Below are 16,736 nucleotides of genomic sequence, written 5' to 3' on the forward strand. Positions count from 1 at the left end.
CTAAGCAAAAAATAAAGCACAATACAATACTTTACTATATGTATACTTCAAAAATATCTGGATTGGGGAGCTATGTCCCAGAAAATGTAGTAACAAACGATGATCTTTCGAAAATAATGGATACCAATGATGCGTGGATACAAGAACGAACAGGTATTAAGGAAAGGCGACATATAAAAAAAGGAGATGGAAACAGTACTGCAGTTATGGGTGTTAAGGCAGCAAAAATTGCCTTAGAAAGAGCGAATCTTACTACCGATGACATAGACCTAATTATTTTTGCTACACTTAGTCCGGATATGTATTTCCCTGGCGGGGGGGTGCAAGTGCAGGATATGATGGATATGAAAACGGTTCCTGCACTAGATGTGCGTAACCAGTGCAGTGGTTTTGTGTATTCATTATCTGTGGCAGATCAATTTATTAAAACAGGAATGTATAAAAATGTCCTTGTAATTGGTAGTGAAAACCATAGCGGGGGATTGGATATGACCACCCGTGGAAGAGGAGTTTCTGTGATTTTTGGAGATGGTGCGGGTGCTGCTGTAGTAAGTAGAAGTGAAGAAAAAGGAAGAGGGATACTCTCTACACATCTTCATAGTGAAGGAGCACATGCCAAAGAATTATCTGTTCTAGGACCCAGCACACAGCATTGGGTTCCCGAAATAATGGAAGAAAACCCACAGGAAGATATACCTTATTTCCCATATATGAATGGGCAGTTTGTTTTCAAGAATGCAGTGGTTCGTTTTTCTGAGGTTATTAATGAAGGACTTCAAGCAAACGACCTTAATCCTACAGATATTAATATGCTGATCCCTCACCAGGCCAATCTAAGAATTTCTCAATTTGTGCAGAAACAATTTAGGCTATCTGATGATCAGGTTTACAATAACATCCAGAAGTATGGAAATACTACAGCTGCTTCTATTCCTATAGCTTTAACTGAAGCATGGGAGCAAGGCAAAATTAAAGAAGGAGACTTAGTGGTTCTTGCAGCTTTTGGTAGTGGTTTTACATGGGGGAGCGCAATCATTAGGTGGTAAGAACAAAATCATAAAAATTAAAAAACGCGAAGACTAAATATCTTCGCGTTTTTTTCCAATAACTTGGTTATTATTTTTTAAAGGCTAATTCAAATAAATCATAACCATAACTCTACTATATTAAACGCAGTAAATTATAATGTGTTACAAAAAACACTGATTTTTTACAATTATTTAACTTTAAGAGGTTTTTTGTATGTTTGGTAATAAAATTAACTAAATTATTGAAAGATATTTACAGTATTAACATTTTTTTTATCAAAAACTTAGTTAAAGTATACCTCCTCCAGATTTTTCGTTATTATCTCGTCGTTTTCTTGAAACTTTTCTATTTTTTCCACTGCCAAAGCGATATGAGAGTCCAAGGTAAACTGTTTGAGTCTCTCCCTGAAATCTTCCGCTCTGCGGAAAAGGGCTATCACTTGAAAACCTAAACCGCATAGTGTTAAAAATGTCATTAAAGTTAATACTGGCGGTTCCTTTTCCTTCCAAGAAATTGTAACGGGCACCCGTATTGATAAAATAGAAAGGTTTTGTATTAAATTGTACCCCTTCCTGATCACCGCGATAAAAACCAAATACTTGAAAAGTTAAATTCTTGGTAGCTTTAAGGCTGTTATTCATTCTAAAGCTATATATAACGGCATCAACTTCTTTAGAGATGCCTTCAACGATTCCTCTTTGTGTTTGCCCATAGAGATCAAAACTCGTATTAAAACTCCACCATTTTGTTACTCTGTAATTACTCGAAATTTCTATACCATAAGCCGAATTATCATCAAAATTGCTAAAGGTTAATATTTGACCTTCCTCAACATCAGGATTTTCTATCAAAGTCTGATTAATTTCGTCATTTATTAATCTATAAAATACTCCTCCCGTTATAGATCCGCCTTTTAACCTTCTTGTATAATTGGCTTCAATTGAATTTGTGAATTGAGGGTCTAGAGACGGATTTCCAATAGAGATAATTCTTGGTGTGCTCCATTCTCTAATTGGATTTACTTGATTTAATCCCGGACGATCAACTCTGCGACTATAACTTAACTGATAAGTGTTTTTTTCTCCGGCCTTATAGGTGACATAAGCCGAAGGGTAGATCGTGAAAATTTCGTCCTCAAATATTTTTTCTCCATCAAAAACAGCCTCTACTTCATAATTTTCTAATCGTGCACCAACTTGATATGACCATTTTTCGAAGTTTTTTCCATACGTAGCATATATCGAGTGGATGTCTCTATCATAGCTATATTCAGAATCAGGAAAAAGTGTAGATTGATAATCATTATTGGTTCTTCTCAAACGGGCTTCATAACCAAGTTCTAACTTGGCTTTTTCTGATAATGGATTTACATAATCAAGGTTGATTGTTGTATTTTCTCTTGCATTATCTATAAGATCATTGTAATTGGTGAACGAACCATCACCTCCTACAAACCTAAAGTCATCATCACTATCGCTTTCAAATACATTATAATCTACTTCTAATTCTATATTGTGCCCTTCTTTTTTAAAGTCGTGTTTATAGTCAAAATTATAAGTAGAACCTAAATTATCACCATCACTTACTAAATCTTGAAGAAGATCATTTTGATCATTATTTAAAAAAGTAATATCTGTAATCCCCTGGGTTAACCCGTCAAATAAATTTTGATTGGTATATATAGACATGGTATTACGATCATTTATATAATAATCGATACCAACTTTGAATAAGTGAGATTTGTTATTGTCTAAAAAACTAAAATCGGTAAGATAATTTTGATCTTCTCTCAAAACAAACCCAGCGTTTAGATTTTTGGTAATATTGGCGCCATAATTTCCATATAAATTAACTTTTCCAGATCTGTAATTTAGATCAATCGAATTGTTGAAACGGGCATTTTGGTCAAAATTCACACCGATATTAATGTTTCCATTAAATCCTATGTTGCTATTTTTATGTAATACAATATTAATTATTCCGCTCATGCCCTCGGGATTATATTTTGCCGAAGGATTGGTAATTAATTCAATTTTTTTAATTGATGTAGAAGGAATTTGACGCAATAATTGTGTAGGGGTCATGTTTGTGGGTTTCCCATCTACCAGAATACGAACATTTTGATTTCCCCTCAAAGCAATATTACCGTCCTGATCTACATTAATCGAAGGTATGTTATTCATGATTTCTGCAGCTGTACCCCCTGTAGTAGTAAGATCTTTACCAACATTAATAACTTTTCGATCGATTTTCTGTTCTATTGTAGTTCTTTCGGCAACAATAGTAACATCATCGAGAGATTCGGCTTCTTCTTCAAGTGTTACTGTTCCTACATTAAGATTTCTATTTTTTTTTGAAATCTCTATAGGTTCCGAGTAAGTGGCATATCCAATAAATTGAACTTTTAGCGTATAATTCCCTTTTGGGATATCTGTAATTAGGAAATCTCCATTTTCGGTTGTAATCCCACCACTTATAATTTTGTTTGCTCCATCATTAATTACAACAGTAGCATAGGGTATTGGTTGTTGTAACTTTTTGTCTATTACCTTTCCTTTTATGCTTCCAACAATGGCTTTGTCACTGGGTTGTGCATGAATAGTAAGACATAAAAAAGAGAAAAAAAACAGCGTAATTGTTTTCTGAATGAATGTTTTCATCTGGTCGTTTGTTTGATTGAATTGTTATACATTGTACTTTGCATAGCATAATACAAGTGCATATTTTTTGCACATTCACACGGTGATTAGGCGTGTATACGAATATGACGAACGATTGAAAATTCTGTTACAAGAAATATTGACTTTAACATAACATTAGATTTAAAAACAAAAACCGCCCTTTTTTGAAGGGCGGTTTTCTATAATAACCAAATAGTAACACTAACCATCAACTATGAATAAAATTTGATTATTATTAAGTAACTAACTAACTAAATTTATGAAAAATCATATCTTTTATAAGTAAGACGTAGCTGTTTTAATTGTGTTACATGCTTCCATTATTTTTAACATTTTGACTTGCTTTTTTAACGTTTGAAGGCTTATTTTAGGGGTCATTAATTGATTTCGAAATAAGTTTATGGAGAAGAAGACATTGGTATTGGGAGCATCTTTAAAAACAGATAGATATTCAAATTATGTTATTCATAAATTAATAGAGCGTAGTAATGAAGTAGTTGCCATTGGTTTGAAAACAGGGCATGTCGCAGGAGTTGAAATAAAAACTGAATTAAGTCATATTTCGGGTATCGATACAGTTACTCTTTACTTGAATCCATTAAGACAAAAATCGTATTACCAATATATTATTGACCTTAATCCTCGTAGAGTAATTTTCAATCCGGGAACCGAGAATCCAGAGTTATACGACTTGCTTGAAGAAGCAAATATAGAGGCAGAGGTAGCCTGTACATTGGTTTTACTTTCTACGAATCAATACTAGTCCCAAAAATGTAATTAATCCGTTTAATGGAAGAAGCTCATAACCGATTTGGTATCCTCCCAACCATTCTGGCGGGATTTTCCATATCACTACTATTATCCCCACTGATAATACAGCTATTATCCAGGAATATTTATCATGTATTTTGTATTTGGTAAAAATTCCAAACGCAAACAATCCAAGCAATGGACCATAAGTGAAAGTAGCTACCGTTAAAAGATTACTTATAACATTTTCTGTAAGCACATGTTTGAATACAATAATAACTAGTATTAGTAAAACACTCATCCAAACATGAGTTTTTTTACGAACTCTAGTTTGATTTTCTTTTTCCTTTTTTTCTATATCCAAAAAGTCCACACAAAAAGAAGTTGTCAAAGAGGTTAAAGCACTATCTGCACTACTATAAGCGGCAGCGATTAATCCAAGAATAAATGATATAGCCAGTACAATACCTAATTCTCCTTTTATAGCAATTTCGGGGAATAACAAGTCTGTTTTTGCCTTACCATCCATTATTGGAGTGACTATGTTAAATTGTTCGGCATAAATAAATAACAACGCCCCCAACAAAAGAAATACAAAATTTACAACAATCAAAACTAAACTAAAAGAGACCATGTTTTTTTGTGCCTCTTTTAGATTGCGGCATGTTAGATTTTTTTGCATCATATCCTGATCCAAACCAGTCATACAAATTGTAATAAACATACCTCCAAAGAATGATTTCAAGAAGTGATTTTTTGCTAATAAATTATCAAAAAAGAAATTCTTGTTATAAGTGGTCAATTCTTCTGAAGCAAGAAATTCTGAGAATGTCCATCCTATTTTTTGGTTAATATAATAAATTGCCAACCCAACTGCTAATAGCATAAATAAGGTTTGTAGCGTATCGGTCCAAACAATAGTTTTTATACCTCCTTTAAAAGTATATATCCATATAAGAATGATAGAAAGTATTACAGTGATTTCAAAAGGAACGTTCCATGCATCAAAAATATATTGTTGCAAGACAATAGCAACCAAATATAGCCTGAAAGACGCTCCTAAAACTCTAGAGATAAAAAAGAAGAAAGCGCCTGTTTTATAGCTTACCACTCCAAAACGTTGTTCTAGATATTGATAGATAGAAGTTACATTTAACTTATAGTAAATAGGCATAAGGATATAGGCTATAACAAAGTATCCGGCCAGATACCCCAAAACTACCTGCATGTAACTAAACTGAGAGGTTTCAACCCATCCCGGAACCGAAATAAAGGTCACACCACTTAGAGAGGCACCTATCATACCAAAGGCTACAACATACCAAGGTGATTGTCGGTTGGCTTTAAAGAATGTTTCGTTACCAGCATTTTTTCCTGTGAAATAGGAGATAAGTAATAGAACTCCAAAATACACTGCAATTAAAAGCAGGATATGTATAGGTTGCATAAATTTTGGTTAAAATGGATTACCAAAATACAAATTAACTTGAAACCCTAAAATAATAATTGTATAACTAACCCAAGTTTCCTAAAAAGAAAGAGCAGATAAGTTTATTGCGCCAGTTAAAAGATACGCAAACCATTGTGGGTAGCGAGGTATACCAAGTAGCACTGTCGATCTATAGCCTTGCCGATGCCACCCGAAAAATGCCGATGAAAGGCACCCAAAATGCGCACGAACTCATAAAAGCCAGATTTTCTTAAAGCATGAACACCAGGGCCGATACCCCAGAAAATACGGTTGAATAGCAACAAATTGGCAAAAAAGGTAGGGGCATGGTCAAAAAAGATGGGCGTATCGTCAAAAAAGATGGCCCGAGGTACAAAAATACCCCGCTAGCCTACCAAAAAGGCGGGACGAGGTGCCAATCTACCTGGCGCACCTACTACTATAAGTGGGTGAACTGACAAATCTACTGGGATCTTTAACAATTGAAGTACCCCCTCCCCACTTAGAGAAGTACCCTACCTGACAAATCTACAGGAACCTTTAACAATTGAAGTACCCCCGGGTACTTATACAAGTAGGAGGGGGTACTTATATAAGTGGGGTATGTATACCATTTAACAGGAATGAGGAGTGAGGAATGAGGTTTTGATGATGTGAAGTTCCTTCTTCCTCTGGGAGCGGGTGAAGCTTATGCTGAACTTTGCTTCAGTAGTGAGGGATTTAGAGACTTTTTCAGGCCTGGATAAAGATCTGTTGAGTCAAAACACTGTTATCCCGAGCCAAGGGAGCTTGATTATATAGTAAAAGATTACTTCGTTGCCCTTCGTAATGACTCTCAATCAAGCATAAGACTGGGTGTAATGTTTGGTACGTCGTCATTGCGATCCACTCTGGGCGGAGTCAACTACCCCGGGGCATTTAAATCTTGTCGTGACTGCCGGCAGGGCAGGATTATCGAGTAAAAAACGAATCTTAAATACAAACAAGATTCATAGTCAAGCTATCTTATTTGCGATGGTATTTCAACCTAAACATATAATTTAAAAATAGGAAACTTGGATTAACTATTTATTTCTTACATCACTTTCTATCATACCGTCACGCAGACGTATTACACGATGGGCATGAGCTGCAACTTCTTCTTCATGGGTTACAATAATAACGGTATTGCCCGCTTTATGAATTTCATCAAAAAGATTCATGATTTCAATTGATGTTTTGGAATCGAGGTTTCCCGTAGGCTCATCGGCAAGAATGATAGAAGGTTTATTTACCAGAGCGCGTCCTACAGCAACTCGTTGTCTTTGACCACCAGATAGTTGATTTGGTTTGTGATCCATTCGATCTGCAAGACCAACATCGGTTAACACTTCTTCGGCACGAGCAGTTCTATCTTTTTTTGATGTTCCAGCATATACCATAGGAAGCGCCACATTGTCCAATGCAGTTGTTCTGGGTAACAGATTAAAAGTCTGGAAAACGAAGCCTATTTCTTTGTTTCTGATGTCTGCAAGTTCATTGTCGGTCATTTGACTTACATCATTTCCATTTAATATATATGTTCCTGCAGTAGGAGTGTCTAGACACCCAAGAAGGTTCATTAAAGTAGATTTTCCCGATCCCGAAGGTCCCATGATGGCTACATATTCTCCTCTTGGTATATCAAGATCTATACCTTTAAGAACATATACAGTTTCCTGGCCTAATTGAAAGTTTCTTACAATTCCTCGAATCTCTATGACGTTTTCCATATATAACCTTTATAGATTGTTAAGATACAATTTTAGACTATATGACGCAGCTAACAAAGAGTTGTTACAATCTTCGAAAAAATCTCTTGTGGTTTGTTTTGAGTGTTAAAAAGAAGTGAGTTAATGAAGGGTTAAATTCTATGTTTTAAAAGCTCATTACTAATACTATGATTTTGGTCATTTTTTGCGATTTGTGTCGCATATAGTTTTGTACGTGATATATTTTAACTAACAACAATAAATATGAAAGCACTAAAACGCCCCGAACCGATTAATGTAGAGATTGTCCTGGATCCTAAAAATACAATAATGAGCAAAACAGACTCAAAAGGAATTATAGAGTATGCGAATGATTACTTTATGGAAATTTGTGGCTACGAGGAACCAGAGTTAATTGGGCAACCTCATAACGTGATTCGTCATCCCGATATGCCAAAAGTTATCTTTAAATGGTTATGGGAACATTTACAGTCCAAAAAAAATATACATGCTTTGGTCAAAAACCTAGCAAAAGATGGTAGGTACTATTGGGTAATTACAGATTTTGATGTTAAATTAAATGAAGAAGGAGATATTGTTTCCTTTTTTGCGCGAAGAAAAGCACCGCCAAGAAAAACTATCGAAAAAATAGATAGTTTATACAAAAAGCTATTATCAATTGAAGAAGCGAGTGGGGTAGAAACAGCAGAAAAATATTTAATAGGTTTTCTAGAAGAAAAAGGAATGAAGTATGACGAATTTATAGAAGACATTTGTTTTTCTGAAGAGAAAAAACCCTATAATCCTAAAGAACTACAATATCATAAACGTAAAACAATATTTTCAAGAATGTTTAGATAAGTGAGATTTAATTATAATGTAAAAGCATTTTTGAAAAAGTACTAAGAGCCTTAAATCTATAAAGTTTTAAGGCTTTTTAATTTCTAATGGTAAAATGTTCTTTGGCCTGCTCTTTTCTTATAAAGACAAAACCAAGATAAAAAGTATCGATAGTCACAGTTATTTTGGGACACCTTTTTATTTCTTCCCAAATAAGAATCTCGTCTTTAGAATTGTACAATGAATCAATAATAATAGTACTGTCATTGTGAATCAAAGAAAACAGAACGTCATTGCGCAAGTAATGTTGTAACCGAGGTAATGTGAAATGAATAAGATCATAAGTGCGTTTGGGATGTATTTTTTGATCAATTAAAATGGGGTTATTCAGTGACAAAAGTTCTTGTGTTATTTCTTTTTTATTATCAAGAACCAGTACGTTTTTATAATCAAAATATCTTGGAATACGATTTAGAAGTTTTCCTTTTTTATATGAAATATCATTTTTCCTGCATATTCTTTTTATTGATTTATGTGCTTTTGTTTTTTCTTTATCGTAAAAACATTTGGTGACCAAATTGTATACAAAAGGTGAATGTACCCCATGTTGATTGGTGGATTTTAAAAGAAATTTTAGATATTGAAGCATTCTAAAAAACATAAGAAAACAACTATTCTTCCATTAATTCTGAAAGTTCAAACCAGCGCATTTCATTTTCTTCTATTTGCTCAATTATTTTCTGAAGATTTTGAGATTCTTCGTTTATTTTTTCGGGATCTAGCGTACCTTCTGCAAACAAATTCTCAATCTCCTTTTTCTGAAGCTCCAGTTTTTTCAGGTCACGTTCGATTCGATTGAATTCTTTTTGCTCATTAAAAGAAAGCCCTTTTTTGGAATCTTTTTTCCATGTTTTTTTTGCTTTGGGTTCGTTGATTTCAGCGTTAGAAACTTCTGGTGTTTTGCTACTTTCATATACGCGATAATCGGTATAGTTACCCGGGAAGTCTTGAATTACTCCATTTCCTTTGAACACAAACAAATGATCTACAATTTTATCCATAAAATAGCGATCATGAGATACCACGATCAAACAACCAGGAAAGTCTAACAAGAAGTTTTCTAATACATTTAGGGTGACAATATCAAGGTCGTTTGTAGGTTCATCCAGAATCAAAAAATTAGGATTTTGAATCAGCACCGTACATAAATACAACCTTTTTCTTTCCCCTCCACTTAGCTTTTCTACAAAATCATATTGTTTTTTACGATCAAATAAAAAACGTTCTAATAGCTGTTGCGCAGAGATTTGCCTTCCTTTTTTGAGAGGGATGTAATCTCCAAATTCTCGAATTACATCTATTACTTTTTGACCTTCTTTTATTGTAATTCCTCCTTGCGTATAATATCCAAATTTTATAGTGTCCCCAATTACAATTTTACCATGATCGGGAGTAATGGCACCGGTGATCATGTTTAAAAAAGTAGATTTCCCTGTTCCATTTTTGCCAATAACACCAATACGTTCTCCTTTTTTAAAAACATACTCGAATTTGTCTAAAAGCAAGTTATCTTCAAAGCTTTTGGATATTTTATGGAGCTCCAAAATTTTACTTCCCATGCGTTCCATATTAATCTCAAGTTGTACCTGGTGATCATTACGTCTTTTGTGGGCTCTTTCCTTGATTTCGTAGAAATCATCGATTCTGGATTTGGATTTTGTGGTACGTGCCTTGGGTTGCCGACGCATCCATTCTAGTTCTTTTTTGTATAACTGTTTGGCTTTATCGGTGGCGGTTTGTTCGTTGGCGATTCGAGCTTCTTTATTATCAAGATAGTATTGGTAATTGCCCTTGTAGCTATATAATTTTCCGTTTTCAAGCTCTATAATCTCATTGCATACGTTTTCAAGAAAATACCTATCATGAGTTACCATGAATAAAGTGAAATTTTCTTTGGCAAAATATTCTTCGAGCCATTCTATCATTTCAAGATCAAGGTGGTTGGTGGGTTCATCTAGGTATAATAGATTTGGTTTGCTTAAAAGAATATTAGCCAAAGCCAATCTCTTTTTTTGCCCTCCAGACAAATCCTTGACCTTTTTGTTGAGGTTCTCGAGCTTAAGTTTAAATAGAATTTGTTTGTACTGTGTTTCGAAATCCCAGGCATTTACTGCATCCATTTTTTCGAATGCTTGTTGGTATGCTTCAGTATCATCTGGGTTTTGTAATGCTTTTTCGTAATTGTTTATAATCTGCAAAGTTTCATTATCTGAAGCAAAAATCGTTTGCTCAATGGTAAGATTTGGGGCTAGGTTGGGTTCTTGTGGTAAAAATGCCACTTTTAGATTTTTACGATATACAACCTGGCCCTTATCAGGCTCTTCGTCACCGGCAATAATATCTAATAAAGATGTTTTTCCGGTACCGTTTTTGGCAACAAATCCTATTTTTTGGCCTTCATTGATTCCAAAAGAAATGTCTTCGAAAAGAACACGTTCGCCAAATGCTTTTGCAATATTTTCTACAGATACGTAATTCACGGTAATTTTTATAAAAGGGCAAAGTTACAAGGTTTCTTACTCACAAGGAAATGAAGTTGTGTTGTTTCCAAACAAAATTCAAGTGACTTATACTTTTCCTCTTCTACGCGTCATAGAAAATAAAAAGATAAAAACAGTAAGAAAAATTGCAATTCTGGCGATATAATTACCTGCTTTTACATAGAAAGTAATCTTATCATTTGTTTTTAATTTACCTTTTAAGGCACCTTGTTTTTCATATCCTAGTTGGTCAACAATAGTTCCGGTTTGATTTATGATTGCTGAAATTCCTGTGTTAGCACTTCTGGCGATACTTCTGCGAGTTTCAATAGCTCTAAGCCTAGCATAGGATAAATGTTGTTTATGCCCTTGGGTATTTCCCCACCATGCATCATTGGTAATGACTGCCAGAAAACTGGCTTTATTTCTAACATAACCTGTTGTAAATTCACCGTAAATGCTTTCATAGCAAATCATAGTCCCCACACCAATACTATCTCTTGTAAAAAAAACTTCTCTATCATCCTGGGTAGTTTTTTTGGCTACGGTACCCCCCAGATCGATCATTACATCACCAACGATCGGTTTTAAGATGCTTTGATATGGAAAGTTTTCAACTCCTACTACGAGCTTACTTTTATGATACAGCTCATCTGTGCCATCGGGACGTACAAAAAAAGCAGAATTATAATCATCATAAAATATATTTTCTTTGTAAATATTAGTCTGCTGGCGAATTCTCGAAGGATCATTAAATACGTCGATTAATGAAATACCTGACAAAAAATGTGCGTTGGGATAGGCTTTAACAATATCTTGACCGGTTCTTTTTGCTATCGATTTTGAAAAATTATGTAACCTGTTATTATCCGCAAAAACGGTTTCAGGCGCTAATATGAAATTGGTGTTTTCTGTAATCTCCGTATTAGTTAATGAGGTAAGTAACTTACTAATTCGATTATCAGTAGTATTGTACTTTTCTGTATATGGATCTATATTGGGTTGTAGAATCAAAACTTCAATTTCTTCACCATCTTCTTCATAGGTTTTTAGGATAATGACCGAAATTATAATCGGAATTAAAATAATAAGTCCGTTGCGTATCGCAGATCTGTAAAGTATGGTTTTGTCTTTGTGTTCCAGAAAGAGTAAAATACTTTTAAAAACACCAATATTAACTATCCAAATCCATAAAGTGCCACCAAAAGTGCCCGTATATTCATACCACTGTATCCAGGATGGAAAATTGGCAAAACCGTTGCCAAGGTTAAGCCATGGCCAAGATACTTGCCACTGCAGGTGAAAATATTCAAAACTCATCCATAGACAAGCAAGAAATAAGGCGCTAATCAAAAAGGAAGCTCTTTTTGCAACGATATGGTATAATAAAAACACCAGGGTCATTAATAAGCTATTTACAATTTCTGCAACTGCCATTCCAAAGGCCGAAGAGTTGTAAATCCACCAAGTGGTTATCATGTTCCATATGAAGAAAGAGAGATATGCTAGTCCAAACACTAGAGTTTTACTGTATTTATTTTGGCGAATATTGTGTTCTGCTAGTAAGAGAGGAACAAATCCAAAAAAAAGAAATAATGGGAAACCATATGTGGGCCAACTAATTGCGAGAAGAAGTCCTGAGGAAATAGACAGTAAGATGTTTTTCATATAATACAGATGTACACTATATAGTAACGAAATTAAACTTATTTAGTTACAATTAATAAAATTGAATACTTCTTTTTTGTTAAGTTTGGTAACAATAGTTTGCTATTTTTACACAAAATCGAAAATCTTATGGGCATCAGAAAACAAATACCCAATATTATTACTTTGCTTAATCTTTTTTGTGGGAGTATTGCTGTTATTTTTGCCGTTCAAGGTCATTTGGAACTTACGGCATTATTTGTAATGCTAGGTATCGGGTTTGATTTTTTTGATGGTCTGGCCGCTCGATTGTTGAATACTCAAAGTGAGCTGGGGCTACAATTGGATTCTTTGGCAGATATGGTGACCAGCGGATTAGCTCCTGGTATAGTGATGTATCAGTTATTAACTCAGGTTTTTGGTAAACCTTTTTATGTAATACCAGGATCTTGGAATTCGGATCAAATTATGGCAAGTTTTGATTGGTCTTATTTGTCACTACTTGGTTTGTTGATTACCCTAGCTTCGGCATATCGATTGGCCAATTTTAATATTGATACACGACAAACTACATCGTTTATTGGGCTGCCAACACCAGCGAACACTCTTTTAATTATTAGCCTACCTTTAATACTTAAATTTCAACAAGAAGCATGGGTAGTTGAGATGATCATAAACAAATGGTTTTTGATTATTCTTACTGTACTAAGTTGTTTTTTGTTAAATGCAGAAATCCCTCTTTTTGCATTAAAGTTTAAAACGTGGCGTTTTGCAGAAAATAAAATCAGATACGGTTTTCTGATACTTACTGTTATACTGATAATTTTATTGAAATTCATTGCAATACCATTAGCAATATTGCTCTATATTTTAATATCTGTAGTGTTTAAAGAAAAACAAACAAAAACACACTAGATTAATTAAAATCTAACTTCTTTTTTCGAAGTTCAAAATTTTGCCCTAAATATACTTTTCTTACCATTTCATCTTCAGCCAGTTCCTCGGGTATGCCGGCTTTTAAGATACTACCTTCAAACATCAAATAGGTTCTATCGGTAATGGCAAGTGTTTCTTGAACATTGTGATCGGTGATAAGAATACCGATATTTTTATTTTTTAACTGCGCAACGATACGTTGTATATCTTCAACAGCTACTGGATCTACACCGGCAAAGGGTTCGTCAAGTAAGATGAAATTAGGGTCGGTTGCCAAAGCACGAGCAATTTCCGTACGTCGACGTTCACCACCGCTCAAAAGATCCCCGCGGTTTTTTCGAATGTGTCCTAACCCGAATTCTTCTATAAGAGCTTCCATTTTATCATGTTGCTCCTTTTTTGAAAGTTTAGTGAGCTGTAATACACTTAGTATATTATCCTCGATACTTAATTTTCGAAATACCGAAGCTTCCTGAGCCAGGTAACCAATTCCGTTTTGAGCTCTTTTATACATCGGGTATTTCGTGATATCAGTATTGTCTAGTGTGATTTTACCACCATTTGGTTTTACCAATCCAACGATCATATAAAAAGAAGTCGTTTTACCAGCTCCATTAGGTCCTAAAAGACCAACTATTTCACCTTGATTTACTTCAAGAGAAATCCCTTTAACCACTTTACGACCTTTGTAAGACTTAATTAAATTATCTGCTTTTAATTTCATAATAAAAATGACTTCTTTTAATTTGGGGTGTTGCCAATTTGGCGCATAAATTTACACTATTCTTTTTAAGTGTGTTGTGTTCAAGAATTTGAAGCTTCTAATGCATCCCAAAACTCATAAGCTCGGCGCAAATGTGGAATCACTATGGTGCCACCTATTAGAGTAGCAATACTCAATGCTTCAACTACTTCTTCTTTTGTTAAACCTTCTTTATAACAAGTTTCAAGATGATATCGAACACAATCATCACAACGTAATACGGCAGAGGCAACCAAACCAAGTAATTCTTTTGTTTTCACATTAAGAGCACCTTCCATGAAAGCATTAGTATCAAGATTAAATATGCGCTTAATAACCTTATTATTATCCTCGAGAATTCTGGAATTCATCTTTTCTCTATAGGTATTAAATTCTTCAACTATAGTACTCATGTTGATTGTTTTTGGAGTTTCTTCTTTTCTTTTTTAATTACAATTTTTGATATAAAAATACTAACCTCATATAGTATTAAAATAGGAATTGCTACAATTACTTGACTGGCAATATCAGGTGGTGTTATAATCGCGGAAAGTACTAGTACAATTACCAGGGCAAATTTTCGATATTTTTTCAGGAATTCTGGAGTAACCAAACCAACTTTTGTGAGAAAAAACATGATTACTGGTAGTTCAAAAATTAATCCACAAGCAATTACAGAGGCCCTTAATAAAGCAATATAGCTATCAATGTCAAATTCGTTAAGAACTTCTTTGCTTACTTGATAACCTCCAAGAAAATTAATAGATAATGGCGTTATTACATAATACCCAAAAAGAACACCTATAAAAAATAGGCAAGAGCAAATTATGATAAATCCTTTGGAGTATTTTCGTTCATTATCATACATTGCCGGTGCGATGAATCTCCAAAATTCATATAACACATAAGGAAATGCCATTATGAAACCTGCAGTTATCGAGGTCCAAATATGTACCGAAAACTGGCCCGCTACTTTTCTACTTTGAACACTAAAAGGTAGTTCCTTAAAGCATAAGCTTTCATCCAGACCCAGAAGTTTTGATAAATTACATAAACCTTTATAGGTCGGAAAATCTGGCTTTTTGGGTCCAAAGATAAGGACGTCAAAAATAAATTCTTTTGCAATGAAAGCTGCAATTCCGGCAATTAGGACTGCCATTGTAGCTCTTATTAAGTGCCAACGTAACTCTTCTAGATGGTCTAGAAAAGACATGGATTGAGGATCTTTTTTTGTGCTATTTGCCATTACAAAATACCTTCTCTCATTAAATCATGGATGTGTACAATGCCAACGTATTTTCCATTTTCTTCGGCCAGAATTTGCGAAATGGAATTCTCTTCCAGAATTTCCAGAGCGTCAACAGCCATAGCATCATTATTGATACATTTCGGGTTAGAAGACATTATGTCTTTGGCGGTTAACCCTTCAAAAGAAGTATTGGTTGTAAGCATTCTACGTAAATCACCATCAGTAATGATACCAATAATAGATCCATTATTGGTTACGGCAGTCGTACCCAATCTTTTTTCAGTCATTTCAACAATTACTTCGTTGATGTCAGAACTAGGAGACACTTCAGGTTTTTCATTACTTGAAGTGATATCGCTTACTCGCAGGTAGAGTTTTTTTCCAAGTGAGCCTCCAGGATGATACTTGGCAAAATCTCGACTAGAAAACCCTTGTAAATGTAACAGACAAACGGCCAACGCATCTCCAACCACCATTTGTGCTGTTGTACTGGTAGTAGGAGCAAGGTTATTAGGGCATGCTTCTTTTTCAACAAAGGCATGTAGTACATAATCAGCTTCCTTACCTAAAAAAGATTCCTTGTTTGCTGTTATTCCAATTAAGGTGTTTTTAAAATTTTTGATCAATGGAACCAATACCTTTATTTCTGGGGTGTTACCACTTTTCGAAATACAAATTACAATATCATCTTCAAGAATATTTCCAAGGTCTCCATGGATGGCATCTGCGGCATGCATAAATACTGCAGGAGTACCAGTAGAGTTCATGGTAGCTACAATTTTTGTAGCGATGATAGCGCTTTTACCAATTCCTGTAATGATTACTCGTCCTTTCGAATGATGTATAGTTTCTACAGCCTTAGAAAATTCTTCATCAACAAGTTGTTCTAAATAGGCAATGGCTGCAGCTTCTTCTGCGATCGTTTTTTTCGCATAAGAGATTATAGTATCTTGGGTGTTCAAAATTTGAAAAATTTGCGTGTTATAACTAAAGATTTTATTATCTTTAATTTACGCAAAGGTATGCAATACCTGATTAATTTTAAATACTGTCAAAAAAAAGCATAATAATTTATGCTTTGCGTATATTTGGCATTCGAAAATTAAAACTGATAATATCCACAGAATCTGTATTTGGGGAAA

General features: G+C 34.4%; 15 protein-coding genes. 5 read left to right on the forward strand and 10 right to left on the reverse strand.

Annotated elements, in window-relative coordinates:
- Nucleotides 1-38: 38 nt before the first annotated feature.
- Nucleotides 39-1,046 (forward strand): 3-oxoacyl-ACP synthase III family protein, encoded by a 1,008-nt coding sequence (locus U6A24_RS15705; RefSeq protein ID WP_324180940.1) that lies wholly within the window; start codon nt 39-41, stop codon nt 1,044-1,046.
- 270 nt (nt 1,047-1,316) lie between these two features.
- On the opposite strand, the gene U6A24_RS15710 is transcribed toward U6A24_RS15705, so the two are convergent.
- A complete protein-coding gene (locus U6A24_RS15710; protein WP_324180941.1) occupies nt 1,317-3,689 on the reverse strand; it encodes a TonB-dependent receptor domain-containing protein in 2,373 nt (790 codons plus the stop codon).
- A 421-nt stretch (nt 3,690-4,110) separates the two neighbouring features.
- Here U6A24_RS15710 and U6A24_RS15715 point away from each other — a divergent pair, with 421 nt between their 5' ends.
- A complete protein-coding gene (locus U6A24_RS15715; RefSeq protein ID WP_324180942.1) occupies nt 4,111-4,473 on the forward strand; it encodes a CoA-binding protein in 363 nt (120 codons plus the stop codon).
- On the opposite strand, the gene U6A24_RS15720 is transcribed toward U6A24_RS15715, so the two are convergent.
- Nucleotides 4,450-5,907: a sodium:solute symporter gene (locus U6A24_RS15720; protein WP_324180943.1), complete on the reverse strand. Its 1,458-nt coding sequence runs from the start codon at nt 5,905-5,907 to the stop codon at nt 4,450-4,452. The genes U6A24_RS15715 and U6A24_RS15720 overlap by 24 nt on opposite strands.
- 107 nt (nt 5,908-6,014) lie before the next feature.
- Between U6A24_RS15720 and U6A24_RS15725 the strand changes: the two genes are divergently transcribed.
- Nucleotides 6,015-6,164 (forward strand): hypothetical protein, encoded by a 150-nt coding sequence (locus tag U6A24_RS15725; protein ID WP_324180944.1) that lies wholly within the window; start codon nt 6,015-6,017, stop codon nt 6,162-6,164.
- An 810-nt stretch (nt 6,165-6,974) separates the two neighbouring features.
- Here U6A24_RS15725 and U6A24_RS15730 read toward each other — a convergent pair.
- A complete protein-coding gene (locus U6A24_RS15730; protein WP_324180945.1) occupies nt 6,975-7,661 on the reverse strand; it encodes an ABC transporter ATP-binding protein in 687 nt (228 codons plus the stop codon).
- Nucleotides 7,662-7,904: 243 nt separating this feature from the next.
- On the opposite strand from U6A24_RS15730, the gene U6A24_RS15735 reads away from it, so the two are divergent.
- Complete coding sequence (locus U6A24_RS15735; protein ID WP_324180946.1) at nt 7,905-8,501, forward strand: PAS domain-containing protein; 597 nt, start codon at nt 7,905-7,907, stop codon at nt 8,499-8,501.
- 76 nt (nt 8,502-8,577) lie between these two features.
- On the opposite strand, the gene U6A24_RS15740 is transcribed toward U6A24_RS15735, so the two are convergent.
- The 3 genes from U6A24_RS15740 to lnt form a co-directional block, all read right to left on the reverse strand.
- Entirely contained in the window at nt 8,578-9,129 is a 552-nt protein-coding gene (locus U6A24_RS15740) for a hypothetical protein (RefSeq protein WP_324180947.1), read from the reverse strand.
- 22 nt (nt 9,130-9,151) lie between these two features.
- Entirely contained in the window at nt 9,152-11,020 is a 1,869-nt protein-coding gene (locus U6A24_RS15745; RefSeq protein ID WP_324180948.1) for an ABC-F family ATP-binding cassette domain-containing protein, read from the reverse strand.
- Nucleotides 11,021-11,107: 87 nt separating this feature from the next.
- The gene (lnt, locus tag U6A24_RS15750; RefSeq protein ID WP_324180949.1) at nt 11,108-12,688 is read right to left on the reverse strand and encodes an apolipoprotein N-acyltransferase; all 1,581 of its coding nucleotides are present in this window, start codon (nt 12,686-12,688) and stop codon (nt 11,108-11,110) included.
- A 135-nt stretch (nt 12,689-12,823) separates the two neighbouring features.
- Here lnt and U6A24_RS15755 point away from each other — a divergent pair, with 135 nt between their 5' ends.
- Nucleotides 12,824-13,582 carry a CDP-alcohol phosphatidyltransferase family protein gene (locus U6A24_RS15755; protein WP_407654060.1) on the forward strand — a complete coding sequence of 253 codons (759 nt, stop codon included), beginning with the start codon at nt 12,824-12,826 and terminating at the stop codon, nt 13,580-13,582.
- A 1-nt stretch (nt 13,583) separates the two neighbouring features.
- Here U6A24_RS15755 and lptB read toward each other — a convergent pair whose 3' ends face one another.
- From lptB to U6A24_RS15775, 4 genes are all read right to left on the reverse strand, one after another.
- Nucleotides 13,584-14,327 carry an LPS export ABC transporter ATP-binding protein gene (gene lptB / locus U6A24_RS15760; protein ID WP_324180951.1) on the reverse strand — a complete coding sequence of 248 codons (744 nt, stop codon included), beginning with the start codon at nt 14,325-14,327 and terminating at the stop codon, nt 13,584-13,586.
- An 80-nt stretch (nt 14,328-14,407) separates the two neighbouring features.
- Entirely contained in the window at nt 14,408-14,758 is a 351-nt protein-coding gene (locus tag U6A24_RS15765; RefSeq protein WP_324180952.1) for a carboxymuconolactone decarboxylase family protein, read from the reverse strand.
- Nucleotides 14,755-15,591: a twin-arginine translocase subunit TatC gene (gene tatC / locus U6A24_RS15770; protein WP_324180953.1), complete on the reverse strand. Its 837-nt coding sequence runs from the start codon at nt 15,589-15,591 to the stop codon at nt 14,755-14,757. Before tatC ends, U6A24_RS15765 begins: the two co-directional genes overlap by 4 nt.
- Nucleotides 15,591-16,556 carry a KpsF/GutQ family sugar-phosphate isomerase gene (locus U6A24_RS15775; RefSeq protein WP_324180954.1) on the reverse strand — a complete coding sequence of 322 codons (966 nt, stop codon included), beginning with the start codon at nt 16,554-16,556 and terminating at the stop codon, nt 15,591-15,593. Before U6A24_RS15775 ends, tatC begins: the two co-directional genes overlap by 1 nt.
- Nucleotides 16,557-16,736 lie beyond the last annotated feature (180 nt).

Source organism: Aquimarina gracilis, assembly GCF_035285365.1.
Lineage (GTDB): Bacteria > Bacteroidota > Bacteroidia > Flavobacteriales > Flavobacteriaceae > Aquimarina > Aquimarina gracilis.